The following is a 25,212-nucleotide window of genomic DNA, read 5'->3' as shown; positions in this document are numbered from 1 at the left end:
GACAGCCTCCTTGAAAAAATCACGCGGTTTTTAACAAAGGCGGCGGGCTTTTTGAAGAAAGCCTTCATATCCGCAAAATTTTCATATCTTCACCCGGGGTTGGTGATCAGGTCCTTGATCCGCGCCGCCAGCGTCTCCAGCGCAAAGGGCTTGGTCAGCACATGCATGCCCGGTTCCAGATGGCCGTTGCCGATGATGGCGTTCTCCGCATAGCCGGTGATGAACAGCACATTCAGCGCCGGCCGCGTGGCGCGCGCGGCATCCGCCATCTGCCGCCCATTCATGCCGCCCGGCAGCCCCACATCGGTGACCAGCAGGTCGATCCGCATATCCGATTGCAGCACCCGCAGCCCGGCCGGCCCATCCGCCGCCTCGATGGCGGCATAGCCCAGCTCTTCCAGCACCTCCATCACCAGCATGCGCACGCTGGGCTCATCATCCACCACCAGCACCGTCTCGCCATGGCTGGCGCGCGGCGCCGCGCGCAGCTCCGGCACCGGCTCGCCCGCCGCCTCCTCGCCGACGAAGCGCGGCAGATACAAGCTCACCGACGTGCCATGTCCCGGCTCGCTATAGATCCGCGCCACCCCGCCGCTCTGGCGCACGAAGCCATAAATCATCGACAGGCCCAGCCCGGTGCCCTGGCCCAGCGGCTTGGTGGTGAAAAACGGGTCGAATGCCTTGGCGATCACCTCCGGCGGCATCCCCACCCCGGTATCGGTGACGCAGAGACAGACATATTGCCCCGGCGGCAGATCGCGCGCCCGCGCCGTGCGCGGGTCCAGCCAGCGATTGGCGGTCTCGATGGTCAGGCGGCCGCCATGGGGCATCGCGTCGCGGGCATTGATGCAGAGATTGAGCAGCGCGTTCTCCAGCTGCGGCGGGTCCACCAGCGTCGCCCACAGCCCGGCCGCCCCCACCACCTCGATCTCCACCTCCGGCCCCATGGTGCGGCGGATCAGCTCTTCCATGCCGCGCACCAGCCGGTTCATGTCGGTCGGTTTCGGGTCCAGGGTCTGCCGGCGGGAGAAGGCAAGCAGCCGGTGGGTCAGCGCCGCGGCGCGCCGGGCGGCCCCTTGCGCGGCGTTCAGATAGCGGTCCAGCTCGTTCAGCCGGCCCTGATTCACCCGGGTGCCGAGCAATTCCAGGCTGCCGATGATGCCGGTGAGCAGATTGTTGAAATCATGCGCCAGCCCGCCGGTCAGCTGCCCCACCGCTTCCATTTTCTGGGATTGGCGCAGCTGCTCCTCGGCGCGCATTAGCTCCGCCGTGCGCTCGGCCACGCGCTGCTCCAGCGTCTCGTTCAGGCTGCGCAGCGCGGCGGCGGCGCGCTCGCGCTCGGCCAGCATCATCCGGCGCTCCTGCACATCCAGCAGCACGCCGTTGAAGGTGAGCGCCTTGCCATCCGCGTCATGCTCCACCCGGCCATTTGCTTCCACCCAGTAATACCGCCCATCGGCGCGGCGCACGCGATATTGGTGGGCATAGGGCCCGCCACGGGCGATCACCGTGTCGATCGCGCCCATCAGCCCCGGCAGATCGTCCGGGTGCACGCTGGCCATAATCTGCGGCAGCTCCAGCCCTTCCAGCCCCAATGCCGGGTCCAGCCCGAAATTCACGGCAAAAGCGGCATCCACAACAAACAGGCCGGTGCCGAGATTCCACAGCCAGGTGCCGATAATCGCCCCGGCCGCCAGAGCGAGCTGCAGGCGCTGCCCGTTCTCGCGGGCCAGCGCCTCGCTCGCGCGCAGCGCCGCCTCGGCGCGCTTGCGCGCGGTGATGTCGCGAAACAGCACCGAAACCTGGCGCTGGCTGGCCGGGCCGATGCGATTCGCCGAGACCTCCATGACGCGCCCAACCTCGGCGAATTCACGCTCGAAGCGCACCGACCGGCCTGTGCGCAAAACCCCGCCATAAATCTCCAGCCAGCCCTGCGCCGCATTCGGCGCCACCACCTCGCGCAGCGTCTTGCCGACGATGCCGGCAATGCCGGTATGGCGCTCATAGCCGTCATTCGCCTCGATATGCACATAGTCGGAGAGCGGGCCGTGCGGGCCGTCGAAAAACTCGATGATGCAGAAGCCTTCATCGAGATTATTGAAGAGCGCGCGATAGCGCGCGGCGTTCTCGGCATCCTGGCTCTGGCGCCGCGCCTGCTCGCGCAGCGCCAGCTGCGCGCTCGCCTGCCCGCCCAGCAGCGTCAGCGCCGCGACCTGCTCCTCCGAGAGCCCGCCGGGCCGCGCCGTCAGATCCAGCACACAGAGCGTCCCGAAAATCGCCCCCTCTTCATCGCGCAGCGGCAGGCCGGCATAGAAGCGCCAGCCTTCGCGCAGCGCGGCATTGGCCGCGTGCGCCGGCACGGCTTCGATGTCGGGAATGGTCAGCAGCGCCCCGCCGGCGGTCACCAGCGGGCAGAAACCATAAGAGAGCGGCAATATCGCATCCGCCTGCGCCGCCGTGCCGAACTGCCCCAGCACCAGCTGCCCGGCGGAGGTGACGCGCGTCACCCGGCCCGCCGCCATGCCGCAAATCTGCGCCGCCAGCTGGGCAAGCCCGTCCAATGCGCCGCTGTGCGCCACTGCCGTCACATGCCAGATTCCATCACATGTCCGCTTCCATTTACGCCGACGCCGACCTGGCATCGATCCGGGCAGGCCCAGCTTCCTAGCATCCGGGACGATCCGGCCCCGGCACAAGCCCTGGCGCCTAAAAAACTTATGACACTAATGCAATTTGCCTTACCTTTTTCCATATGTAGTGTGACGCGCGGTTTAACCAACAGATCATTGAATAGAGACCAGAATGAAGCGGACCCCAGGCTGGCAGGCGAATCGACGCGCGGCAGGATCGGAATTCGCCATCACCATCGGTCTCGGACTCACCATCCTGTTCTTCCTGATCAGCGGCGCCACCGCCTATTTCAATCTGCGGACGATCCAGCGCGACAATGCCGAAATCTCGCATTCGCACGATGTGCTGGCCAGCCTCTCGGCCCTGCGCGCCACGGCGTTGGATGCCGAGACCGGGCAGCGCGGCTACATGCTCACCGGCGATGTCGCCTATCTCGCCCCTTACGACAACGCCATCGCCAACATGGCGCCGCAGCTCGACACGCTGGCGTGGCAGGTCAAGGATAACCCGCAACAGGTCGCGCGGATCGCGCCGCTGCGCCAGCATGTGGCGGCCAAGCTGGCGGAGCTGAAACAGACCATCGCGCTGACGCAGTCCGGCGAGCGGGCGGCGGCGATGGCGATCATCGCCAGCAATCGCGGCAAGATCGAAATGGACGATATCCGCGATCTGCTCGGCGAGATGGACCAGACCGAGGAAGTGCTGCGCGCCCAGCGCCTGCGCGAGATGGCGGCCGCCTGCCAGCATGCGATGGCCAGCGGCATCGCCTCTGGCCTGGTCAGCATCATTCTGGCGCTGGTGGTGGGCGCGCTGATCCGCCGCGCCACACTGATGCGCCAGCGCCAGGACTGGATCCAGTCCGCCCAGGTCGGGCTGGAGGCGGCGATGCGCGGCCAGCCCGATGCGGCGCGGCTGGGCGAGAGCATTCTCGCCTTCATGTCGAGCTATTTCGGCGCCGTCGCCGGGGTGCTCTATGTCGCCGACGAGGACGGCTTCGCGCGCACCGCCAGCTATGGCGTGCCGGCCAGCGCCTTCCTGCCGGCGCGCATCGCGCCGCATGACGGGCTGCTCGGCGAGGCGGTGGCGCGGAACGAGCATATCGTGCTGGAGCGCGTGCCGGAAGGCTATCTCACCTTCGGCACCGCGCTCGGCCAGCGCAGCCCGAGCCAGCTGATCGTGGTGCCCGGCAGCATCGAAGGCGTGGCCAATATGGTGCTGGAGCTGGGCTTCATCCAGCCGGTGGATGCCGAGGTGGTGGCGCTGCTGGACAAGCTCTCCGCCGCCATCGCCATGGTGGTGCGCGCCACCCGCTACCGCGACGAGCTGAAGGCGCTGCTGGCGGAAACCCAGCAAAAATCCGAGGAGCTGCAGGTGCAGGGCGAGGAGCTGCGCGTCTCCAACGAGGAGCTGGAGGAGCAGAGCCGGGCGCTGAAGGAATCCCAGGCGCGGCTGGAGCAGCAGCAGGCGGAGCTGGAACAGGGCAATGCCCGGCTGGAAGAACAGACCCAGTTGCTGGAGAGCCAGCGCGACGAGCTGGAAAAGGCCAACGGCTTCATCCAGCTGAAGGCCCGCGAGCTGGAGCAGGCCAGCCGCTATAAATCGGACTTCCTGGCCAATATGTCGCACGAGCTGCGCACGCCGCTGAACTCGCTGCTGATCCTGGCCAAGCTGCTCGCCGATAACCCGACCAACACGCTCAGCGCCGAACAGGTGAAATACGCCCAGACCATCCAATCCTCCGGCAATGATCTGCTGACCCTGATCAACGATATTCTCGATCTTTCCAAGATCGAGGCCGGACATGTCGAAATCCAGCCGGACAATGTGAAGCTGGAGCGCATCGCCACGCATCTGCGGCAGATGTTCGAGCCGATCGCCCGCGAACGGCGACTCGGGCTGGTGATCGAGGCCGCGCCGGACGCGCCCGCGAGCATGGTGACGGATTCCCAGCGCCTGGAGCAGGTGCTGAAAAACCTGCTCTCCAACGCGCTGAAATTCACCGAAGCCGGCGAGGTGCGGCTGACCATCCAGCGCGCCGGCGCCGGGCGCGTCGCCTTCGCCGTGTCGGATACCGGCATCGGCATTTCCGAAGAGCAGCAGGCGCATATTTTCGATGCCTTCCATCAGGCGGATGGCACCATCAGCCGCAAATATGGCGGCACCGGGCTGGGGCTGTCGATCTCGCGCGAACTCGCCCGGCTGCTCGGCGGCACGCTGGGGGTGACGAGCAAGCTGGGCCAGGGCAGCGTCTTCACCGTGACCCTGCCGGAGACGTTCGATCCTGGTTTGGTGGCGCCGCGCGCCGCGCGCCCGGCCAGCCTCCCGGCGCCGGCCGCCCTGCCCGCCCCCGGCCCCGCCCGCGCCCGCCCGGCGCCAGCCCCACCGCTGAGCGATGATCGCGACTCGCTGGATCAGTCCCGCCGGGTGCTGCTGGTGGTGGAGGACGACCAGGCCTTCGCCGGCATCCTCAAAAATCTCTCGCATGAGATGGGCTTCCAGGTGCTGCTCGCCGGCACCGCCGAAGAAGCGCTCAGCCTGGCGCGCGACCTCACCCCCAGCGCGATCATCCTGGATGTCGGCCTGCCCGACCAGTCCGGCCTCTCGGTGCTGGATCGTCTGAAGCGCGACGTGCATACCCGCCACATCCCCATCCATGTCGTCTCCGCCGGCGATCACGCGCAGACCGCGCTGTCACTGGGCGCGGTCGGCTATATGCTCAAGCCGGTGCGCCGCGAGCAGGTGGCGGAGGTGCTGGCCAAGCTGGAAGCCAGGCTGGAGCAGCGCATGCATCGCGTGCTGATCGTCGAGGATGATGAACGCCAGCGCGAGGCCGTTTCCAAGCTCCTCGCCTCGGACGACACCGAAACCGTCGCCGCCGGCACCGCCGCGGAATGTCTGGAATTGCTGCGCACCCAGACCTTCGACTGCATGGTGCTGGATCTCTCGCTGCCCGACACCTCGGGCTATGCCCTGCTGGAGACGCTGAGCCAGCAGGATGCCTATTCCTTCCCGCCGGTGATCGTCTATACCGGCCGCGAACTTTCGGCCGATGATGAGTTGCGGCTGCGCCGCTATTCCAAATCCATCATCATCAAGGGCGCCAAATCCCCCGAGCGGCTGCTCGATGAAGTCACCTTGTTCCTGCATCAGGTGGTGGCCGAGCTGCCGGAGCAGCAGCAGAACATGATCCGCCAGGCCCGCAACCGCGACGCGCTGCTGGAAGGACGGCGCATCCTCATCGTCGAGGACGATGTCCGCAATGTCTATGCGCTGACCAATATATTGGAACCACGCGGCGCGCGGGTGGAGATCGCCCGCAACGGCAAGGAGGCGCTGGAGCGGCTGGCGACCTCCCAGCTGCATCGCGAGCTGGCGGTGGATCTGGTGCTGATGGATGTGATGATGCCGGTGATGGACGGACTCACCGCCACGCGCGCCATCCGCGAAAACCCGGCCTGGGCCAAGCTGCCGATCATCGCGCTCACCGCCAAGGCGATGCCCGACGACCAGCAGCGCTGCATCGAGGCCGGCGCCAGCGACTATATGGCCAAGCCGCTGGATGTGGAGAAGCTGCTCTCGCTGGTGCGGGTATGGATGCCGAAATGACCCGCGCCAATGACTGACCAGGTCGAGGAGATCGAAATCCAGCTGCTGCTGGAAGCGCTCTATCTGCGCTATCATTACGATTTCCGCCATTACGCCGCCGCCTCCATCAAGCGCCGGCTGCGGCTGGCGCGCGAGCAGATGGGCTTTGCCAGCATCTCGGCGCTGCAGGAACGGCTGCTGCATGACGAGACGATGCTGCCGCGCATGCTGGGCTATCTCACCGTGCAGGTCAGCGAAATGTTTCGCGACCCCAGCTATTTCAAGGCGATCCGCGAAACCGTGATCCCGCATCTGCGCACCTACCCGTCGCTGAAACTCTGGATCGCCGGCTGCGCCGATGGCGAGGAGCTGTATTCCTTCGTCATCCTGTTCCGCGAGGAAGGGCTGGAGGAGCGCACGATCTTTTATGCCACCGACATCAATCAGGACGCGCTGGCCCGCGCCCGGGCCGGCATCTATGGGCTGGAGCGGATCCAGCTTTTCACCGAAAACCACCGCAAATCCGGCGGCAAATCCTCGCTCTCGGCGTATTACAGCGCCGGCTACGGCCGGGCGGTGTTCGATAAATCCCTGCGCGAGCGCGTGCTCTTCGCCGATCACAGCCTGGTCACCGATGCCGTCTTCGCCGAGATGCATCTGATCTCCTGCCGCAACGTGCTGATCTATTTCGACCGCACTTTGCAGGACCGCGCCATCGGGCTGTTCAAGGACTCGCTCTCGCGCAAGGGCTTTCTCGGGCTGGGAGCGAAGGAGAATTTGCGCTTCTGCGCCCATGCCGAGGCCTTCAGCGAATTCAACCGCGAAGAACGGCTTTATCAAAGGCGGGATGGATGAGCGAGACACGATGCCAGCCCCCCTGTCAGGCGGTGGTCATCGGCGCCTCCGCCGGCGCGCTGGAGGTGTTGAACCAGGTCCTGCCCGCCCTGCCCGCCAACTTTCCACTGCCGGTCTTCGTGGTGGTGCATGTGCCGCCGGACCGCAAAAGCCTGCTGGCGGAGCTGTTCGCGCGCCGCTGCGCGATGCGGGTGCGCGAGGCCGAGGATAAGGAACCGATCGAGCCCGGCACGGTCTATTTCGCCCCGCCGAACTATCATATGCTGGTCGAAACCCCGCAGGCGCTGGCCCTGTCGGCGGATGAGCCGGTGCTGTATTCGCGCCCCGCGATCGATATTCTGTTCGAGAGCGCCGCCGATGTGTATGGCCCGGCCCTGGCCGCCCTGGTGCTCACCGGCGCGAATGAGGATGGCGCGCGGGGCCTGCGCGCCGCCGCCGCCGCCGGTGGCCAGGTGGCCGTGCAGGACCCGCAGACCGCCTTCGCCGCCGCCATGCCGGAGGCGGCTTTGGCGGCCTGTCCGCAGGCCCGTATCGTGACCCCGGGCGGCATCGCCGCCTATCTGCAAGAGCTGGCGGCAAGGCCGCCCGTCGATAAGAACTGAGAGACCGCATATGGCACCCGTCTATTTCCTTCTGGTCGACGATCTTGAAGAGAACCTGCTCTCGCTGGACGCGCTGCTGCGCCGCGACGGGCTGGTGCTGCTGAAGGCGCGTTCGGGCGACGAGGCGCTGGAGCTGCTGCTGACCCATGACGTGGCGCTGGCGCTGGTGGATGTGCAGATGCCCGGCCTCAACGGCTTCGAGCTGGCCGAGCTGATGCGCGGCAATGAGCGCACCAGGCGCATCCCGATCATCTTCGTCACCGCCGGCGCCTCGGACACGCAGCGCCGCTTCCAGGGCTATGGCGCCGGGGCGGTGGATTTCATCTACAAGCCGATCGAGCCGGATATTCTGCGCAGCAAGGCGGAGGTGTTCTTCGAGCTCTACCGCCAGCGCCAGCAGCTGGCCGAACAGCGCGACACGCTGCGCCAGCAGGCCGAGGCGCTGCGCGACGCCGACCGGCGCAAGGATGATTTCCTCGCCACCCTGGCGCATGAGCTGCGCAACCCGCTCGCCCCTCTGCGCCACGGGCTGGACCTGCTGCGGCGCAACCCGGACCGCGACCAGGCCGCCGACATCCACGCGATGATGGACCGCCAGCTGACCCAGCTGGTGCGGCTGATCGACGATCTGCTGGATGTCTCGCGCATCAGCCAGGGCAAGATCGAGCTGCGCCTGGCGCCGGTGCAACTCAGCGACGTGCTGCGCCTGGCGCTGGAGACCAGCCAGCCGCTGATCGCCGCCGCCGGCCACAACCTCACCGTGGTGCAGCCGCAAACGCCGCTCTGGCTGCAGGCGGATCTCTCCCGGCTGGCGCAGATCATCGGCAATCTGCTCAACAACGCCGCCAAATACACGCAAGCCGGCGGCCATATCACGCTGGATGCCCATCAGGAGGGCGAGGAAGCGGTGATCAGCGTCATCGATGACGGCATGGGCATCCCCGCCGAAATGCTGGACTCGGTGTTTCAGCTTTTCACCCAGATCGATGCGCATCGCGCGCAGGCCCAGGGCGGGCTTGGCATCGGCCTGGCCCTGGCGCAGCAGCTGGCGGCGCTGCAAGGCGGGCGGATCAGCGTGGAGAGCGCTGGCCCCGGCCAGGGCAGCCGCTTCACCATCCGCATGCAGCTGATCGAGGCGCCGGCGCTGGCCGCGCCGGCCCCCGCGGCCAGCGCCCCCGTTTCCGGCCCGCAGCGCATCCTGGTCGTCGATGACACAGTCGAAGTGGCGCAGACCGTCGGCTGGATGCTCGACGAGATGGGCCACGACTATGAGCTGCTGCATGACGGGCGCGGCGCGCTGGACGCGGCGCGGCGCTACCGGCCGGATATCATCCTGCTGGATATCGGCCTGCCCGGGCTGAACGGCTATGAGGTCTGCCGCCTCCTGCGCCAGGAGGCCGCCTTGCAGGGCACCCAGATCGTCGCCCAGACCGGCTGGGGCCAGGAGCGCGACAAGGAACGCGCCGCCCTGGCCGGGTTCGACCATCATCTGGTCAAGCCGGTCTCCTTCGAGGCGCTGGAAGCGCTGATCGCCGACATCGCCGCCGCGCGGGTCTGATCCGACCTTCTCAACTGAGAATCATTATCACCTCCTATTGCGTTTTAATTGAGAATAGTTTTCATTCTCTTTTAGACACCTGGGAGACTGATTTTATGACCTCACGCACGTTGCTAACCCTCTTCGGCCTGACCCTGGCCCTGCCCGCCTACGCCCAGACCGACCATCCCGGCCCCTTCTATCTCGGCGGGTTGAAGCATGAGCGGCTGGTCACCTCCACGGTGCCAGCCAACGGCGACCAGAACCCCTACGCCATGGCGGTCTCGCCGGTCTCCGCCGGCAGCCTGCAAAAGGGCGACCTGCTGGTGGATAATTTCAACAACAAGGCCAATCTGCAGGGCACCGGCACCACGATCATCGATTATCGCCCCGCCACCAGGCAGACGACGACCTTCGCCACCCTGCCCGCCAAGCTTGCCGGCTGCCCCGGCGGGGTCGGGCTTTCCACCGCCATGGCGGTGCTGAAATCCGGCTGGGTCATCGTCGGCTCGGCGCCCTCCACCGACGGCACCACCAAGACCTTGGGCAAAGGCTGCCTGATCGTGCTGGATTCCAGCGGCAAGGTGGCGGGCACGCTGGCCGGGCCGGATATCGACGATCCCTGGGGCAATATGGCCTGGATCGATGAGGGCGACAAAGCCACGCTCTTCCTTTCCAATGCCGGCTTTGGCATCGGCGCCCCCGGCCAGCCGGTGCAGAACACCGCCACCGTGCTGCGGCTGGAACTGCGCATTCCCGCCGGCAAACCGCCGGAAGTAACCGGCCAGACCGTGATCGGCAATGGCTTCGGCGCCCAGGCGGATGCCAGCGTCTTCCTGGTCGGCCCCACCGGCCTGGCCCTGGGCAAGGATGGCACGCTCTATGTCTCGGACGCGATCGGCAACCGCATCGTCAAGATCGCCGACGCCGCCACCCGGACGGACAGTGCCGGCACCGGCACCGAGGTCAGCAAGGGCGGGCTGCTGAACCGGCCGCTGGCCCTCGCCCTGGCCCCGAACGGCAATCTGATCGCGGTGAACGGGCTGGATGGCCGCGCCGTCGAGATCGACCCGGAATCGGGCCAGCAGATCGGCGATAAATGGCTGGACAAGGACCAGGCCCAGACCCCGCCGGGCAGTGGCGATCTGTTCGGACTGGTGACGACGCCGGACGGCCACGGTCTCTATTATGTCGAGGACGACATGAACACCGTGCAGCTGGCGCAATGAGCCCGCAGAGCCCCAAGGCGCCCTCGCGCCGCCGCTTCCTCGGCACCGCCGGGCTGGCCGGCGCCGCCGCCAGCCTCCCCGCCGCCGCCGCCGCGCAGATGCAGGCGGCCGGGACCACCCTGCCATTTTACGGCCCTCGCCAGCAGGGCATCACCACCCCGATGCAAAGCGCCCTGTATTTCGCGTCTTTCGACCTCACCGCCGAAAGCCGCGCCGAACTGATCGCCCTGCTGCAACGCTGGACGGCGGCTTCGGCGCGGATGGCGAACGGCCTGCCGGCCGAGCCCGGCATCCAGCAGGAGGACGAGCCGGGGCTCGATAGCGGCGAGGCGCTGGGGCTGACCCCAGCCCGCCTCACCCTCACCTTCGGCTTCGGGCCGGATCTGTTCACGCTGAACGGCCAGGACCGCTACGGGCTGGCCGCCAGGCGCCCGGCGGCGCTGGTGGATCTGCCGGCCTTCAATGGCGATCAGCTGGTGGCGGGCCAGTGCGGCGGCGCGCTCTGCGTGCAGGCCTGCGCCGACGATCCGCAAGTGGCTTTCCATGCCGTGCGCCAGCTCTCCCGCATCGCCTATGGCGCCGCGACCCTGAAATGGGTGCAAACCGGCTTCTCCACCGCCCCGCGGACCAAGGGCACGCCGCGCAATCTGATGGGGTTCAAGGACGGGACGATGAACCCGGCCGGGCATGAGATGGATGCGGTGGTCTGGGCCGGGGCGGAAGCCGGCTGGATGCAAAATGGCAGCTACATGGTGGCGCGGCGTATCCGCATCGCGTTGGAGCATTGGGACCGGATGAAGGTGGGTTTCCAGGAACAGACCTTCGGCCGCCACAAGGCCAGCGGCGCCCCGCTCGGCGGCACGCATGAATTCGACACGCCGAATTTCAACGCCACCGACAGCGATGGCAATTATGTCATCCCGCAAACCGCCCATGCCAGGCTGGGCGCGGCGGCGCTGAACGATGGCGCGCAGATCCTGCGGCGCTCTTACGGCTATAATAACGGCGCCGATTTCACCGCCGAGCGCTGGCCGCCCTGGACGCAGGGAATCGAGTTCGAGTCCGGCCTGTTCTTCCAGGCCTATCAGAAAGACCCGCGCACCGGCTTCATCAAGATTTTCGACAAGATGTCGAAATTCGACGCGCTGAACCAGTTCACCACCCATGTCGGCAGCGCGGTGTTCGCCTGCCCGCCGGGCGCCAGACAGGGCAGCTTCATCGGCGCGCCGCTCTTCGCGGCCTGAGGGCGGAGAGTCCAGAGCCTGATCGGTTCAGAGTGAATCGCGAAGCGATCAAGCTGAACCGTGAGTCAGCCTCTCAATCATAAGTTAGAGCAATATGTGTTTAGGTTGACGCGCCAGCGTCAAAATAAACACATGAAATTGCGCGATAAAACAAAATTTAGAGCATCAAGCTAAAAGCTTGATGCTCTAGCGGGCAATTCAGGCGAGCGACGCTGACGCCCTTTCGCGTTCCCCCGGCGGAGGGGCGGAGCTTACTGGGCGGTGCCATACTGGCGCGCGCCATCATTGCCCGGGCAATAGCAACGCCCGCCCACCGGCACGCTCACCTCCATCGGGCAGATATAGGCCCCGGCATGGCAGGATTGCGCGGCGCCGGACGGCGCCACGGGTGCGGCTGGCGCCACCGGCGCCACGGGGGCCTGGGCGATATAGCCCGGATAAGGTTCATAATAGCCATCCGGCACCGGCGCCGGTGCCGGGGCGACATAGACCGGGGGCGGGGCGTAATAAGGCGGATAGACATAAGGCCCCGGCACCACGATCGGCGCCACATCGATCCCGATCCCCCATCCCCAACCGCCGCCATGCCAGCCATCATGCGCCTGGGCGCGCCCCGGCAGGGCCAGCCCGCCAACCGCCAGGGCGCCCAGCAAAGTCAGCGATTTCAAGAGATAACGCATCGAACCTCCGCTTCGCAAAAAAGCTTACCCGCGCAAATTTAACGCAAGATTGTAACTCATTTTTTGCCAAACCAAGCCATCTCCCGCCAAGGCCGGGGCCTTGGCCGGCGAAGGGGTCGCGGGCTGGCGCTCAGCGCCGCTTTTCCTCTCGCGCCGGCGCCTGCCGCCTGGTGGCCGGCCGGGCGGCGCTGGAGATCCCGCGATCCTCCAGCAGCGGGCGGACCTTGTGCCAGAGCTGGTAGGCGGCATCCGGGTCGCTCCCCGCCTCTTCCCACATCACGAACAGGCGTTCGCGCACACGCGCATGGGCGGAACTGGTTTGCAGAGCCATTTCAACGATCCTCCATCATATCTTGACGATCGGCGGCCACACGGGCCCAGCCCCTTATAGCGCAAGTGCCGGGCAAAGGCGGCTGGGGCGCCGGTTAAAGCCGGTTCATGAAGCGCGATGAGGGCTGCGCCCGCGGCTCAGTCGTCGCGATGATGGTCCACCATCCGCCGCCGGGCCTGGGTGATGTGAAACTGCATGGCGATGCGCGCCGTCGGCCCGTCCTGGCCGCGGATCGCTTCCAGAATCAGCTCATGCTCGCGCAGCACCACGCTCGCGCGCTCGCGCGGGCTGGTGCGGGTGAGGCTGAGCGAGACGCTCATGAACCCGCTCACCGCCTGATGCAGGTGCTCCATCGCGCTGGCATAGAAATGATTGCCGCTGGCTCTGGCGATGGCCATGTGAAACGCCAGATCCCCGGCCGGGGTCAGCACGCCGCGCTCGGCCTCCTCGCGGAAATGCGCGTGCGCCGCCTCGATGGCGGCGAGCTCCCCGGCATTGCGCCGCTCCGCCGCATGCTCCGCCGCGCTCCCCTCCAGCACCACCCGCACCTCGACCGAGCGCAGATAATCCGCGACCTGCTCAGGCGCGGCGAAGCTGGCCAGGCGCTCCGCCGGGCGCGCCATCACGTAGGTGCCGGAACCCTGGCGCGCCTGCACCAGCCCGTCCGCGCCCAAACGCTGCAGCGCCTGGCGCACCACCGGGCGGGAGACGCCGAACATCTTGCAGAGATCCACCTCCGCCGGCAGCCTGGTGCCCTCGGGCAGGCGGCCGGAGAGAATCTGCTCCAGAATCTGGCCATAAAGCTGGTCGCCCATGCGCTGGCGGCGGGTGAGCACCAAGCTGGGCGGCTCCGCCATCGGCGGCATCATCGTCTTGGTCGGGGCGTGGGCCACCGTGGCAAATCTCCTTTTGGCGCCAGATTACTCCAGCCACGCGGCCAGGCGAAGGGCCGAACCGCGCCCCCAGAGCGGGTAAAGCCAGGATTTTCTCCTTCCGGTAATTTCCGCTTCATTACAAAAATGATAAAGCTCGGACAAACGGGAGCGGATCATGCGCAAGCTATTCATCACCACCCTTCTCTTCAGCCTCGCCAACCTGCCCGCCGCGGCGCAGCCTTTGCAGGGCCTGCCGCCGGGCCCGCTCGGCGCCGCCATCCAAAGCGGGCATGACATGATCATGCAGACCGGCACCAATGCCGCCTCGAAGGCCTATATCGGCAACGCCCTCACCTGCGCCAACTGCCATACCAATGCCGGCAATAACGACCATCCCGGCAATTTCCTCAACACCGCCAGCAAATACCCCTCCTTCTCGCCGCGCGAGGGGGCGGTGATCACGCTCGAGGACCGCATCGCCAATTGCTTCATGCGCAGCATGAACGGCAAGCGGCCGAGCACGGACAGCGCCGTGGTGGTGGACATGGCCGCCTATATCGACTGGCTGGACCGCGACAAAAAGGTGGAAGCGCTGCCCACGCCCGCCGCCAGCCCCTACCCGGCGATGGTGAAGGCCGCCAATGCGGCGGATTATGCCGCCGGCCAGACACTCTACAAGCAGAATTGCGCCGCCTGCCACGGCGCCAACGGCGCCGGCATGGGCAGCTTCCCGCCGGTCTGGGGCGCGCGCAGCTATAATGCCGGGGCGGGGCTGGCCAATATCGCCAAGCTCGCCACCTGGGTGAAGGGCAATATGCCGCTCGGCAACCCGCATCTCAGCGACCAGGAAGCCTTCCAGGTGGCGCTCTATGTCGACACCCAGCCCCGGCCGGATTTCGTGCTGCGGGACCATCTGCCGCCCGGCCAGGCCTATAACGCCAACGTGCATAGCGAGACGGACAGCGTCGCCAGCAATCTGAAAAAAGCCGGCCTATCCGCCGCCGCCCTGCAAAACACCAAGGCGCCTTAAGAGGCTGTTTCAAATTCGCTATGGTGAGTCGCCAAGTGGTGATTTGCGAGCACCGGAGCGCAGCGTACTTAGAGCCTTCAGCTTTTAGCTGAACGCTCTAGCTTTCGTTTTGGCGAGCAATTTCATGTGTTTATCTTGACGATATCGCGTCAACCTAAACACATATTGCTCCAAGGTACGTGAGCACCGGCGCGCAGCAAATCGCCGCTTGGCGGCCGCCAGAGTGGATTTTCAAACAGTTTCTAGAGCCTTCAGCTTTTAGCTGAACGCTCTAGCTTTCGTTTTAGCGAGCAATTTCATGTGTTTATTTTGACGCTGGCGCGTCAACCTAAACACATATTGCTCTAAGCGAACAGCGCCTCCAGCGCCGCCGCCAGCGCCATCACCGCGCCGTCATCGCCGCGCCCACCGATGATCTGCATGGCCAGGGGCAGCCCGGCCTTGGTCCTGCCGCAGGGCACCACGGCGGCGGGCTGCTGGCTGAGATTGATCGGGTAGCTGAACCCGGCCCATTCGGTCCAGCGCGTCAGCCCGGAGCCCGCCGGCACCTCGGCCCCGGCCTCGAAGGCGGGAATGGCGGTGCCCGGCGAGAGGATGAAATCATAATCCGCGAGTGCGGCATCCATCGCCGCGCCGAAATCCGCCCGGCGCACCTGGGCGCGCACCAGCTGCACCGCACTCATCCGCGCCCCCTGTGCGGCGATCTCCAGAAACCCCGGATCGATGCCGGCGCGCTTTGCCTCCGGCACCCCGGCTAGGCGCGTCGCCGCCCCGGAAAACCAGTGATCATGGAATAATTCCAACAGCTCGCCGCCCGGCAACGTGAAGGGCGAAATCTCCGCCCCCTGCCCGGCCAGCGCCGCGATCCTGGCATCGATGATCGCCCCCAGCTCCTCATCCAGCGCGCCCGAAGGCGGGGTGCGCCAATAGCCGATCTTCAGCCCCTTGGGCGAAAGCGGCGGCGACTCCAGCCCTGGAAACTGTCCCGCCCCCTGGTTCCAGTCGCGCCGGTCCCGGCCGGACATCGCCTTCAGCATCGCCAGACCGTCCGCCACACTCGCCGCCATCGGGCCGATATGCGCCACCGTGCCGAACGAGCTCGCCGGATAGGCCGGCACCCGTCCAAAACTCGGCTTGATCCCGAAAATCCCGCAGAAACTCGCCGGCACCCGGATCGAGCCGCCGCCATCCGAGCCCAGATGCAACCGCCCCGCCTGCATCAAGGCCGCCACCGCCGCCCCGCCGGAGGACCCGCCGGAGGTCTTGGAAGGATCATGCGGGTTGCGGGTGATGCCGAAAGCGGCACTGTCGGTCAGCGCCTTCCAGCCAAATTCCGGCGTCGTCGTCTGGCCGATGAACACGCAGCCCGCTTCGCGCAGCTTGCGCACCGCGGGCGCATCCTCCCGGCAGGGCGTGGCATCGGTGATGGTGCTGCCATAGCGCACGGACCAGCCTTGCACCCAGACGATATCCTTCAACGTCGTCGGCACCCCATCGATCTCGGAAAGCGGCGTGCCCATCCGCCAGCGCGCCTCGGCCGCCTTGGCCGCCGCCAGCGCGCCCTCGCGGTCCAGAAAGGTGAAGGCGTTGAGCGCGGGATTGATCGCCTCGGCCCTCGCCAGCGCCGCCTTGGTCACCTCCACCGGGGAGAGATCGCGCTTGCGATACGAAGTCGCCAGCGCGGCGGCATCGAGCCGGCAGAGCTCATTGGCGGGGGGAAGCGCATCCATGCAACACCTCTTGCGTTTACAGGCGCCCAGGCCAGCACTCCCGGCCGCGCGCGGCAATAGGCCAGCAGCGATTTTTATCCGCCGATCTGGCCTGCTCCCTTGCCCCGCCCCCGCCCTGGCCGCAGAAGGGCGGCAGAGATCGAACAAGGCCGGACCATGCGGATTTTTGCCCAGACCATCTTCGATGGTGAGCGTTTCATCGGCCCCGCCACGGTGGAAATCGCGGCCGGGCGCATCCTCGCCATCCATCCCGGCGCCGCCAACCCGGATCTGGAGCTGCGGCACGGCATCATCGGGCCGGGGCTGATCGACCTGCATAATAACGGCGCCTTCGGGGTGGATTGCGCCAGCGCCACGCCGGCGGAATGGGACCGCTTCGCCACCGGCCTCGCCGCGCGCGGCGTCACCTCTGTGCTGCCCACCATCATCACCCAGCCTCTGCCCGCCATCGCTGAAGCCGCCACCCGGCTGCGCGCCGCCATGGCCCGCCATCCCGGCCTGCTCGGGCTGCATCTGGAAGGCCCGTTCCTGCCCCCCGCCAAACGCGGCGCCCACCGCGCGGACTGGCTGTGCCTGCCGGAGAAGGCGGCTCTGGATGAGCTGCTGGATGGCCCCGCCGCCGCCGTGCTGAAGCTGCTGACGATCGCCCCGGAGCTGGAACACGCGCTGCCCGCCATCGCCCGGCTGACGTCATCGGGCATCCGCGTCTCGCTCGGCCATACCAATGCCGATGCCGCGCAGATGCGCGCCGGGGCGGCGGCCGGGGCGCGGCTGGTCACGCATCTCTTCAACGCCCAATCCCCGCTCGGCCACCGCGCCCCCGGTGCGCCCGGCATCGGCCTCACCGACCCGCGCCTCGCCCCCTGCCTGATCGTCGATGGCGTGCATGTCGATCCGGCTTTGCTGCAGATCGCCTTCACCGCCTGCCCGCGCGCCATCGCGGTGACGGATTCCATCGCCCTGGCCGGGCTGGAGCCCGGCGCCGAACTGGAATTTGGCGGCGCCATGGCGACGCTGGGTGCTGATGGCGTTGGCCACCGGGCGGATGGCACCATTGCCGGCGCGGCGATCACGCTGGATGAAGGGGTGCGCCGGCTGATCGGCTGGGGCATCCCCCCGGAGATTGCTTTGGCCGCCGCCACCTCCCGCCCCGCCGACGCGCTCGGCCTCAATCTTGGTCGCATCGCGCCGGGGGCGCTGGCGGATCTGGTCTGGTGGTCGGAGGATTTCCACGCCTTGCAGGTCTGGCAGGCCGGCCAGCCCGGCAGCCAGGCCGTGCCGCGCGGCACCGAGGCCCCGCGCTTGGAGCTGATGGATCTCGAAGCCCGCCCCACCGAGGAGATCATCCGCCTCTTCCTTACCCAGGAGGCCACCGCCCAGCGCGCGCTGAACAGCTCCGCCCCGGCTCTGGCCCGGCTGGTCGATGGCGTCGCCGCCCGGCTCGCCGATGGCGGGCGGCTCTTTTACGCCGGGGCCGGCACCTCCGGCCGGCTCGGGCTGCTGGATGCGGTGGAATGCCGCCCCACCTTCGGGGTCGAGCCCGGGCTGATCGTGCCACTGCTCGCCGGGGGCGGGGGCGCCTTCATCCAGGCCGCCGAAGGCGCCGAGGATGACGAGGAAGCCGCCCGCGCCGCCCTCGACGCGCATGGGTTTTGCGAGAGGGACGCGCTGGTCGGCATCGCCGCCTCCGGTTCCACCCCTTACACGCTGGCGGCGCTGCGCCATGCCGGCGGGCTGGGCGGGCTCACCGGCGCCATCGTCAACAACGCGGCCTCACCGATGGCGGCCGCCGCACAGATCGCCGTGGAAATCCTCTCCGGCCCGGAGATCATCGCCGGCTCCACCCGGCTGTCCGCCGGCTCCACGGAAAAGATCGCGCTCAACATCCTCTCCTCCGCGGTGATGATCCGTCTTAACAAAACCTTTGGACCTTTCATGGTGGATATGCGGGCCAGCAACGCCAAGCTGCGCCGCCGGGCGGTGCGGATGGTGACAAGGCTGACCGGCGTGAATGAGCAAACCGCAAGCCTTGAACTGGAGGCGTGCGACATGCATGTTAAACTTGCGGTGCTGGCCATCAGGCTTGGCTTGGCGCCGGAGGCGGCGCAGGCGAGGCTTGCAGCGGCGGGCGGCTCGCTGCGGCGGGCGCTGAGCTTGAATTAGATGTGGATTAGTCTTGGATTCGGTCTGACGGGACGAAGGAATGGCCGGGAATATCATCGCTTTCGCACGCAAGGCGGACGATTTCATCATTGACCGGCTGTTGCAGCCGGGGGTCGATCAGGCAGCCTGGCTGTTCGGCCTGCCGCTTTTCACCCTGGCCCGCATCTCCACCGGGGCCGGCGCCCTCGCCGGGCTGTTCTGGGTGCATCTGTTCGACCGCCCCTATACCTCCGATTTTTTCGAAGACATGATCTGCCTCGGCATCATGGCCGGGGCCGCGCATCTGCAAATCAACAGCCAGCAGGCCCGCACCGGCCGGCGCGCCCATGTCGCCCCGGCGGTGCGCCTCTCCGGCCTGCTCTGGCGCACATTATGGCTGCTGGATCTGGTGCTGTTCCCCACCCAATGGCCGCTGGAGGCCCACGCCCAGCTGATCGGCAATTTTGCCTGGACGCTGCTGCTGGTGCTGCCCTACTGGCTGATCTGCTGCCGCGAGGCGCCGCCGCTGGAGCGGGCGGGCGAGCTGCGTTACGCCACCATCCCGGTGCGCTAGAGCAATATGTGTTTAGGTTGACGCGCCAGCGTCAAAATAAACACATGAAATTGCTCGTTAAAATGAAAGCTAGAGCGTTCAGCTAAAAGCTGAAGGCTCTAAGAGTCTAAATAAATTTGCAAAAGTTTTTGGGGTGAAGCCCTTTTTTCAAAAAGGGCTTCAGAACGTTCGGGGTTTTGACAACGCCAGCGCCACCCCCCGGACGTTTTCGCCGCTTTTTTGAAAAAAAGCGGCACCAAAAAACTCTCCCTAAACCGCCCGCAGCGCCAGCCACCATACCACCAGCCCGGCCAGCGCCAGCAGGCACCCCACCAGCCCGGTCTGCGGCAGCGCCGCGCCAAGGCTGATCGCCGTGCCGGCCAGCAATGGCCCGAGCGCGTTGGCGATATTCATCGCACTCTGATTCAGCGCCGCCGCCAGCGTCTGCGCCCGTCCCGCCACCAGCATCAGCCGCGCCTGCAAGGGCGAGCCAAGCCCGCCGCCGCCGCCGATCAGCAAGGCCGCCAGGCACATGCTCCAGACATGCCCGGTCATGAACGGATACAGCGCCAGCGCCGCCGCACTCCAGATCAGCACCCCCGCCACCGTCGGCATCAACGCCTTGTCGGCAAAGCGCGCGGTGAGAATATTGCCCACCGTGATCCCCACCCCGAAACAGCCCAGCACCAGCGGCACCAGATACGGCGCGCCATGCGTCACCTGCAGGAAGGTGGAGGCGAAATAGGTATAGGCCGCGAAAATCCCGCCAAAGCCGATCGCGCCGATCGCCGCCGTCAGCCAGACATGCTTGTTCTTCAGCGCGTCCAGCTCATCCAGCGGGTTCTTCGCCGGCGCCCCGCGATTGTCGCGCCGGGGCACCAGCTTCCACACCATCACCGCCGTCACCAGCGCCAGCACCGCCACCAGCACGAAGGCCAGCCGCCAGTTCAGCAGCTGGCCGATGGCATTGGCCAGCGGCACGCCGAAAATCGTCGCCACCGTCAGCCCGGTGATGACGCTGGCAATCGCCTGGGTGCGCTTCTCCGCCGGCACCAGCTCGGCCGCCACCAGCGAGGCGACGCCGAAATACGCCCCATGCGGCAGCCCGGCCAGGAAACGGAACACCAGCATCCAGCCAAAGCTCGGCGCCAGACCGCTGAGCAGATTGCCCAGCGCGAACAGCACCATCAGCCCGATCAGCAGCCGCCGCTGCGGCAGCTTCGCCGCCGCCACGCACAGGATGGGCGCGCCCACCACCACCCCCAGCGCATAGGCGCTGATCACCCGCCCGGCCTGGGCGATATCCACATGCAGCCCTTGCGAGAAATAGGGCACCAGCCCCATCGTCCCGAACTCGGTGGTGCCGATGGCGAACCCGCCGGTGGAAAGCGCCAGCAAGGCCAGCCCGGCATTGCCCGCACGCGGGAGGTTTTGATCCATCAGCCCCATACTCGATTTGTTCGGAAGGCCCCGGGACGGGGCATGCTGCCATGTGGGAGGATGCGCGCCGCCGGTCAAGCCCTTGCCCTGCCCCGGAAAATATGGCTGGCTGTGGTTAACGGCGTTAATAACCGCCACCCTATCCAAGGAACCGTGCCCATGACCCTGCCCGCCTGGCTGGAACCCCGCCTGTCTTTGCCCGCCATCGCCGCGCCGATGTTCATCATCTCCCGGCCGGAGCTGGTGATCGCGCAATGCAAAGCCGGCATCGTCGGGGCATTCCCCTCGCTCAACGCCCGGCCCTCCGGCGTGCTGGAAGAGTGGCTGATCCGCCTGCGCGCGGCGCTGACGCAGGCAGATGCCCCCTTCGCGGTCAATCTCATCGTCCACAAGACCAATCCCCGCCTGCAGGAGGATCTGGCGCTCTGCGTGAAATACCAGGTGCCGATCGTCATCACCTCGCTCGGCGCGATGCCGGAGGTGAATGAGGCGGTGCACGGCTATGGCGGGCTGGTGCTGCACGATGTCATCAACGACGAATTCGCCCATAAAGCCGTCGCGCGCGGGGCGGATGGGCTGATCGCGGTGGCCGCCGGTGCCGGCGGCCATGCCGGCACCATCAACCCGTTCGCCCTGGTGCAGGAAATCCGCGCCTGGTTCGATGGCCCGCTGGCGCTCTCCGGCGCCATTGCCAATGGCCGCTCCATCGCGGCGGCCCGCGCCTTGGGGGCGGATCTGGCCTATATCGGCTCCGCCTTCATCGCCACCGAGGAGGCCGACGCCCCCGCCGCCTACAAGCGGATGGTGGTGGAGAGCACCGCCAAGGATATTCTCTATTCCAACCTCTTCACCGGGGTGCACGGCAATTACCTGATCCCCAGCATCAAGGCGGCGGGGCTGGACCCGGCCTCGCTGGCCGGCGCCGACCCGGCGAAGATGGAATGGAGCCAGGTGGTGAATGGCAGCAAGGCCTGGCGGGATATCTGGGGGGCGGGCCAGGGCATCGGCGCGGTGCGCGAGATCGTCCCCGCCGCAGCCTTGATCACCCGGCTGCGCGATGAATACCAGGCCGCGCTGGCAGGGCTAGCGCCCCGCTGAACGCCTGATCCGCTAATCCGGCTTGGGGCGGGTGCCGCGCACCAAAGCGCGCATCATCTCATGGCGCAAGGTGGTGAAATCCAGCGTCTCGGAGCGGATCTTGCCGGTCATTTCCAGCGTGATCAGCCCGTGCAGCCCGGCCCAGAACAGATGCCCGAGCACGTAGGGGTCCGCATCCAACGCGCCCTGCGCCACCATGCGCTCGACATAGAGCGTCATATTCCCGCGCGCACGGATCAAGGCTGCACTGAATTCCGGATACTCGTCCGGGTCCGGCTGGTTGAGCGCGTAGATCAGCCGGTAGGCATCCGGATTCTCGAAGGCGAAGGCGACATAGGCATCGCCGACCGCGCGGGAAATCTCCCAGCCATCGCCGGGCCCGGCGATGGCGGCCTCCAGCGCCTCGGAGAGCCGGTTCAGCGCCCGCGCCCGGGCGGCGGCCAGAATCGCCTCCTTGTTCGGGAAATAGCGATACAGCGCCGTCGCGGACCAGCCCAGCTCACGCGCGATCGAATGGGTGGAGACATTCTCCAGCCCCTGCGCCACCGCCTGGCGCTCGGCGACGCGCACGATTTTCTCGCGGGTTTCCGCGAGACGGTCTTCTGACAGGGCTTGCGGCATTCAGGCTCCGGTATCGGTCGTTACCAGAGAGACATGGGCGCTGACGATTCGCCAGCCAAGATCCTGAAACCGAACCCAGATTTGCGTCTGGCGGCCACGCCGCGCCTCACCCTCGCGCTGGAATTCGGTGGTGGCGACCCCATGGTCCGGCCCGAAGGCGACGATGCGGGTATTGATCAGCCGCCGCTTCGGCGAGCCGCCGGCCCGCCCCTGGCGAAACGCGGCGATCTCCTCAATCCCGTAAGCCGCCCCGGTATCGCCAAAGCGCAGCGCCTGTGGGCTCGGCCAGAAAAACCCGTTCAGCGCGTCGATATCATTGGCCATCAAGGCCTGCTCATAGGCGGCGAACAACGCCTCCAGCTCGGCCTTCGCCGCTGGCGGGTCGATGATCACCCGACCACCGAAGCCGCCAGCACGCCCGCCGCCTCCAGCCGCGCCGCCGCCGCCAGCGCCAGCGCCTCACGCTCCGGCGCGGCGATGATCTGCACCCCGCGCGGCAGCCCGCTCGAGGCCACCGGCACGCACACCACCGGCAGCCCGATGAAGCTGATCGGCTGGGTATAAAGCCCGATATTGGCGCGCAGCGGCACCTGTTCCCCGGCCAGATCTAAGCTCGGCTGGCCGATCAAAGGGGCGGTGATCGGCGTCGCCGGCGCCAGCAGCAGATCATGCCGCTCAAACAATTTCAGCGCCTGTTCGCGGAACCAGGCGCGGAAGCGCTGGGCCTGATAAATCGTCTCCGCCGGCTGCAACGCGCCCGCGATCAGCCGCGGCAGCGTCGCCGGATCATAATCCTGCGGCCGGGCGATCAAATTCGGCTTATGCAGCTGCCCGCCCTCGAAGGCGGAAATGCAGAACGCCGCCGCCCGCGCCCGCTTCGCTTCCGGCAAGGTCACGCTCTGCGTGCCGCCCAGCGCCACCGCCACGGTCCGCACCGCCTCCAGCATCTCGGCGCTGGCGCCATGCTGGAACCAGTCATCCAGCACCGCCACCCGCGCCGCATCGGCCGCTTGCCCCAGAACCGGGCTGGCCGCGTCCTCGTCCTGCAGCAGGTCATAAGCCAGCGCCAGATCCGCCGCCGAGCGCGCGAACGGGCCGATATGGTCGAAACTGTCGACGAACGGGAACGTCCCCGCCCGCGTCACCCGGCCATAGCTCGGCTTCAACCCGTAAATCCCGGTCAGCCCGGCGGGCAGGCGGATGGAACCGTTGGTATCCGAGCCCAAACTCAGCACGCACAGCCCCGCCGCCACCGCCGCCGCCGAGCCGCCGGAGGAGCCGCCGGCGATGCGCGTGGTGTCGTGCGGGTTGCGCGTCGGCCCGTCATGGGCGTTTTCGGTGACGAAGCCATAAGCGAATTCGTCCATGTTCAAGGCGCCCAGCAGCACCGCCCCGGCCTCGTTCAGGCGCTGCACATGCGGCGAATCCTGCTTGGGCGGCGGCGCCTCGCGGCGGATTTTCGAACCCGCCAGCGTCGGCAGCCCGACAATGTCGAACAGGTTCTTCACCGCGAACGGCACCCCGGCCAGCGGACCGGGATCCCCCCCGGCCTGCACGGTGGCATCCACCCAGGCCGCCTCGGCCCGCGCCCGCTCGAAGGTTTTCGCGGTGAAACAGTTCAGCTCCGGGTCCAGCGCCTCGATGCGCCTGATATGCGCCGCCAGCACCTGCGAGGCGGAAAGCTTGCCCGCCCGCACCCGCGTGGCGATCTCCACCGCGCTCAGTCTGAAAAAATCCATATCGCCTCAGGGGGTAAAGCGCGGCGCCGCCTCGGTCTGCGCCGGCAGCGGAAAATCGCGGATCAGCGCAGCTTGCGCGCAGAGCACGGCGAAGGCGGTTTGCACCGCCTCCTGGTGCTCGGGCCGGATCGGCAGCCCGAGCAGTTTCGACGCCGCCGCCAGATAGGCGGCTTCGTCCGGCGCGCTCATCAGGAGAGCTTGCCGTCGATGCCCTGCACCAGCGTCTGCAGCCCGGTCAGGGTGTTGTCATCCATCACCTGGCCGGCGGGCAGGAACACCTTGCCGGTCTGGTCGGTCAGCGGGCCGACGAAGATCTGGTTCTTGCCGGAGGAAATATCCGCCACCGCCTGCTTCGCCGCCGCCGCCACGCTGTCCGGCATGTTGGTGTAGGGCGCCATGGCCAGCATGCCATCGGCGAAGCCGCCCCAGGTGTTTTCGCTCTTCCAGGTGCCGGCCAGGGCGGCCTTGCAGCGCTTGATGTAATAGCCGCCCCATTCATTCACATCGGCGGTGAGCTGGTTCTTCGGCGCGAACTTGATCATGTCCGTCGCCTCGCCAAAGGCCGGGATGTTGCGGCTGGCGGCCACCTGCAGCGGCGCCGGGCTGTCGGTATGCTGGGTCAGCACGTCGCAGCCTTGGTCGATCAGCGCCTTCGCGGCATCGCCTTCCTTGCCCGGATCGTACCAGCTATCGACCATGATGAATTTCAGCTGCGCCTTCGGGTTGACCGAGCGCATGCCGAGCAGCACCGCATCCATGCCCTGCACCACTTCCGGGATCGGCACCGAGGCGACATAGCCGATCTTGCCGGTCTTCGACATATGCCCGGCGATGACGCCCTGGATATAGCGGCCCTGGTAATAGCGGATATCGTAGATGGCGAGGTTCTTGGCCTGCTTATAGCCGGTGCAATGCTCGAACATCACATCCGGATGCTTCGCCGCCACCTTCACCATGTAGTTCATATAGCCGAACGAGGTGCCGAAGATCAGCTTATGGCCGGAGGCGACCAGGCTCTCGAACACCGCCTGGCATTCCGGCGCTTCCGGCACATTCTCCACATAGGAGGTCTCGATGGCGCCCCCCAAAGCCGCCTGCGCCTGCTTGCGGGCGATATCATGCTGGTAGCTCCAGCCGAAATCCCCGACCGGGCCGACATAGACGAAGCCCACCTTCAAGGGTGCGGCGGCGCGGGCGGCGCCGATGATGCCGGGGGCGGCGAGGGCCGAGGCCCCCAGCATGGCGGTAAAGCCACGGCGTTTGATTGAAGACATGATTTTGCTCCTTCCT

22 protein-coding genes are annotated in these 25,212 nt (G+C 66.9%); 10 read left to right on the top strand and 12 right to left on the bottom strand.

What is annotated here, in order from left to right:
• Positions 1-89: 89 nt before the first annotated feature.
• Entirely contained in the window at positions 90-2,588 is a 2,499-nt protein-coding gene (locus tag ACZ46S_RS14765) for an ATP-binding protein (protein ID WP_464062359.1), read from the bottom strand.
• Between the two features lie 214 nt (positions 2,589-2,802).
• Between ACZ46S_RS14765 and ACZ46S_RS14760 the strand changes: the two genes are divergently transcribed.
• The 6 genes from ACZ46S_RS14760 (at position 2,803) to ACZ46S_RS14735 (ending at position 11,683) form a co-directional block, all read left to right on the top strand.
• Positions 2,803-6,237: a response regulator gene (locus ACZ46S_RS14760; RefSeq protein WP_464062358.1), complete on the top strand. Its 3,435-nt coding sequence runs from the start codon at positions 2,803-2,805 to the stop codon at positions 6,235-6,237.
• Between the two features lie 9 nt (positions 6,238-6,246).
• Positions 6,247-7,071: a CheR family methyltransferase gene (locus ACZ46S_RS14755; protein WP_464062356.1), complete on the top strand. Its 825-nt coding sequence runs from the start codon at positions 6,247-6,249 to the stop codon at positions 7,069-7,071.
• Positions 7,068-7,673, top strand: a complete 606-nt coding sequence (locus ACZ46S_RS14750) for a chemotaxis protein CheB (protein ID WP_464062354.1) — start codon at positions 7,068-7,070, stop codon at positions 7,671-7,673. Before ACZ46S_RS14755 ends, ACZ46S_RS14750 begins: the two co-directional genes overlap by 4 nt.
• Positions 7,674-7,683: 10 nt before the next feature.
• A complete protein-coding gene (locus ACZ46S_RS14745) occupies positions 7,684-9,231 on the top strand; it encodes a response regulator (RefSeq protein ID WP_464062352.1) in 1,548 nt (515 codons plus the stop codon).
• 95 nt (positions 9,232-9,326) lie between these two features.
• Positions 9,327-10,439, top strand: a complete 1,113-nt coding sequence (locus tag ACZ46S_RS14740; RefSeq protein WP_464062351.1) for an NHL repeat-containing protein — start codon at positions 9,327-9,329, stop codon at positions 10,437-10,439.
• Entirely contained in the window at positions 10,436-11,683 is a 1,248-nt protein-coding gene (locus ACZ46S_RS14735; protein WP_464062349.1) for a Dyp-type peroxidase, read from the top strand. Before ACZ46S_RS14740 ends, ACZ46S_RS14735 begins: the two co-directional genes overlap by 4 nt.
• A 251-nt stretch (positions 11,684-11,934) precedes the next feature.
• On the opposite strand, the gene ACZ46S_RS14730 is transcribed toward ACZ46S_RS14735, so the two are convergent.
• The 4 genes from ACZ46S_RS14730 to ACZ46S_RS14715 form a co-directional block, all read right to left on the bottom strand.
• Positions 11,935-12,363, bottom strand: a complete 429-nt coding sequence (locus ACZ46S_RS14730) for a hypothetical protein (RefSeq protein ID WP_464062347.1) — start codon at positions 12,361-12,363, stop codon at positions 11,935-11,937.
• Between the two features lie 130 nt (positions 12,364-12,493).
• Positions 12,494-12,694: a hypothetical protein gene (locus ACZ46S_RS14725; RefSeq protein WP_295746313.1), complete on the bottom strand. Its 201-nt coding sequence runs from the start codon at positions 12,692-12,694 to the stop codon at positions 12,494-12,496.
• 137 nt (positions 12,695-12,831) lie between these two features.
• Entirely contained in the window at positions 12,832-13,587 is a 756-nt protein-coding gene (locus ACZ46S_RS14720) for a FadR/GntR family transcriptional regulator (RefSeq protein ID WP_464062346.1), read from the bottom strand.
• Positions 13,588-13,614: 27 nt separating this feature from the next.
• A complete protein-coding gene (locus tag ACZ46S_RS14715; protein ID WP_464062345.1) occupies positions 13,615-13,746 on the bottom strand; it encodes a hypothetical protein in 132 nt (43 codons plus the stop codon).
• Between ACZ46S_RS14715 and ACZ46S_RS14710 the strand changes: the two genes are divergently transcribed.
• A complete protein-coding gene (locus ACZ46S_RS14710) occupies positions 13,745-14,599 on the top strand; it encodes a c-type cytochrome (RefSeq protein ID WP_464062343.1) in 855 nt (284 codons plus the stop codon). The genes ACZ46S_RS14715 and ACZ46S_RS14710 overlap by 2 nt on opposite strands.
• A gap of 344 nt (positions 14,600-14,943) precedes the next feature.
• Here ACZ46S_RS14710 and ACZ46S_RS14705 read toward each other — a convergent pair whose 3' ends face one another.
• Positions 14,944-16,329: an amidase gene (locus ACZ46S_RS14705; protein WP_464062342.1), complete on the bottom strand. Its 1,386-nt coding sequence runs from the start codon at positions 16,327-16,329 to the stop codon at positions 14,944-14,946.
• Between the two features lie 156 nt (positions 16,330-16,485).
• Here ACZ46S_RS14705 and nagA point away from each other — a divergent pair, with 156 nt between their 5' ends.
• Together nagA and ACZ46S_RS14695 are read left to right on the top strand one after the other, a co-directional pair.
• Positions 16,486-18,492 (top strand): N-acetylglucosamine-6-phosphate deacetylase, encoded by a 2,007-nt coding sequence (nagA, locus tag ACZ46S_RS14700; RefSeq protein WP_464062341.1) that lies wholly within the window; start codon positions 16,486-16,488, stop codon positions 18,490-18,492.
• Between the two features lie 40 nt (positions 18,493-18,532).
• Entirely contained in the window at positions 18,533-19,045 is a 513-nt protein-coding gene (locus ACZ46S_RS14695; RefSeq protein ID WP_464062339.1) for a hypothetical protein, read from the top strand.
• A gap of 249 nt (positions 19,046-19,294) precedes the next feature.
• Here ACZ46S_RS14695 and ACZ46S_RS14690 read toward each other — a convergent pair whose 3' ends face one another.
• A complete protein-coding gene (locus tag ACZ46S_RS14690; RefSeq protein ID WP_464062338.1) occupies positions 19,295-20,464 on the bottom strand; it encodes an MFS transporter in 1,170 nt (389 codons plus the stop codon).
• A gap of 159 nt (positions 20,465-20,623) precedes the next feature.
• Here ACZ46S_RS14690 and ACZ46S_RS14685 point away from each other — a divergent pair, with 159 nt between their 5' ends.
• Positions 20,624-21,562: an NAD(P)H-dependent flavin oxidoreductase gene (locus tag ACZ46S_RS14685; RefSeq protein WP_464062336.1), complete on the top strand. Its 939-nt coding sequence runs from the start codon at positions 20,624-20,626 to the stop codon at positions 21,560-21,562.
• Between the two features lie 12 nt (positions 21,563-21,574).
• Here the strand turns inward: ACZ46S_RS14685 and ACZ46S_RS14680 are convergent, their stop codons facing one another.
• From ACZ46S_RS14680 to ACZ46S_RS14660, 5 genes are read right to left on the bottom strand one after another with little or no spacing between them, the layout of a single operon-like run.
• Positions 21,575-22,183, bottom strand: coding sequence for a TetR/AcrR family transcriptional regulator (locus ACZ46S_RS14680; RefSeq protein WP_464062335.1), 609 nt, complete (start codon positions 22,181-22,183; stop codon positions 21,575-21,577).
• Entirely contained in the window at positions 22,184-22,576 is a 393-nt protein-coding gene (gene hpxZ / locus ACZ46S_RS14675; RefSeq protein WP_464062334.1) for an oxalurate catabolism protein HpxZ, read from the bottom strand.
• Positions 22,573-23,922 carry an AtzE family amidohydrolase gene (locus tag ACZ46S_RS14670; protein WP_464062332.1) on the bottom strand — a complete coding sequence of 450 codons (1,350 nt, stop codon included), beginning with the start codon at positions 23,920-23,922 and terminating at the stop codon, positions 22,573-22,575. Before ACZ46S_RS14670 ends, hpxZ begins: the two co-directional genes overlap by 4 nt.
• A gap of 6 nt (positions 23,923-23,928) precedes the next feature.
• A complete protein-coding gene (locus tag ACZ46S_RS14665) occupies positions 23,929-24,111 on the bottom strand; it encodes a DUF4089 domain-containing protein (protein WP_008494196.1) in 183 nt (60 codons plus the stop codon).
• Positions 24,111-25,196: a BMP family ABC transporter substrate-binding protein gene (locus tag ACZ46S_RS14660; protein ID WP_464062330.1), complete on the bottom strand. Its 1,086-nt coding sequence runs from the start codon at positions 25,194-25,196 to the stop codon at positions 24,111-24,113. The genes ACZ46S_RS14665 and ACZ46S_RS14660 overlap by 1 nt, the downstream gene beginning before the upstream one ends.
• Between the last annotated feature and the right edge of the window lie 16 nt (positions 25,197-25,212).

It is taken from the genome of Acidocella aluminiidurans, from assembly GCF_055383125.1.
This window is presented reverse-complemented; position numbering and strand designations above follow the sequence as displayed.

Bases quoted from the DNA above. Each gene is read 5' to 3' on its own strand.
- ACZ46S_RS14760 (WP_464062358.1), top strand. From the start codon at position 2,803: ATGAAGCGGACCCCAGGCTGGCAGGCGAATCGACGCGCGGCAGGATCG.
- ACZ46S_RS14755 (WP_464062356.1), top strand. From the start codon at position 6,247: ATGACTGACCAGGTCGAGGAGATCGAAATCCAGCTGCTGCTGGAAGCG.
- ACZ46S_RS14750 (WP_464062354.1), top strand. From the start codon at position 7,068: ATGAGCGAGACACGATGCCAGCCCCCCTGTCAGGCGGTGGTCATCGGC.
- ACZ46S_RS14745 (WP_464062352.1), top strand. From the start codon at position 7,684: ATGGCACCCGTCTATTTCCTTCTGGTCGACGATCTTGAAGAGAACCTG.
- ACZ46S_RS14740 (WP_464062351.1), top strand. From the start codon at position 9,327: ATGACCTCACGCACGTTGCTAACCCTCTTCGGCCTGACCCTGGCCCTG.
- ACZ46S_RS14735 (WP_464062349.1), top strand. From the start codon at position 10,436: ATGAGCCCGCAGAGCCCCAAGGCGCCCTCGCGCCGCCGCTTCCTCGGC.
- ACZ46S_RS14730 (WP_464062347.1), bottom strand. From the start codon at position 12,363: ATGCGTTATCTCTTGAAATCGCTGACTTTGCTGGGCGCCCTGGCGGTT.
- ACZ46S_RS14725 (WP_295746313.1), bottom strand. From the start codon at position 12,694: ATGGCTCTGCAAACCAGTTCCGCCCATGCGCGTGTGCGCGAACGCCTG.
- ACZ46S_RS14710 (WP_464062343.1), top strand. From the start codon at position 13,745: ATGCGCAAGCTATTCATCACCACCCTTCTCTTCAGCCTCGCCAACCTG.
- ACZ46S_RS14715 (WP_464062345.1), bottom strand. From the start codon at position 13,746: ATGATCCGCTCCCGTTTGTCCGAGCTTTATCATTTTTGTAATGAAGCG.
- ACZ46S_RS14705 (WP_464062342.1), bottom strand. From the start codon at position 16,329: ATGGATGCGCTTCCCCCCGCCAATGAGCTCTGCCGGCTCGATGCCGCC.
- nagA (WP_464062341.1), top strand. From the start codon at position 16,486: ATGCGGATTTTTGCCCAGACCATCTTCGATGGTGAGCGTTTCATCGGC.
- ACZ46S_RS14695 (WP_464062339.1), top strand. From the start codon at position 18,533: ATGGCCGGGAATATCATCGCTTTCGCACGCAAGGCGGACGATTTCATC.
- ACZ46S_RS14690 (WP_464062338.1), bottom strand. From the start codon at position 20,464: ATGGATCAAAACCTCCCGCGTGCGGGCAATGCCGGGCTGGCCTTGCTG.
- ACZ46S_RS14685 (WP_464062336.1), top strand. From the start codon at position 20,624: ATGACCCTGCCCGCCTGGCTGGAACCCCGCCTGTCTTTGCCCGCCATC.
- ACZ46S_RS14680 (WP_464062335.1), bottom strand. From the start codon at position 22,183: ATGCCGCAAGCCCTGTCAGAAGACCGTCTCGCGGAAACCCGCGAGAAA.
- ACZ46S_RS14670 (WP_464062332.1), bottom strand. From the start codon at position 23,922: ATGGATTTTTTCAGACTGAGCGCGGTGGAGATCGCCACGCGGGTGCGG.
- ACZ46S_RS14665 (WP_008494196.1), bottom strand. From the start codon at position 24,111: ATGAGCGCGCCGGACGAAGCCGCCTATCTGGCGGCGGCGTCGAAACTG.
- ACZ46S_RS14660 (WP_464062330.1), bottom strand. From the start codon at position 25,196: ATGTCTTCAATCAAACGCCGTGGCTTTACCGCCATGCTGGGGGCCTCG.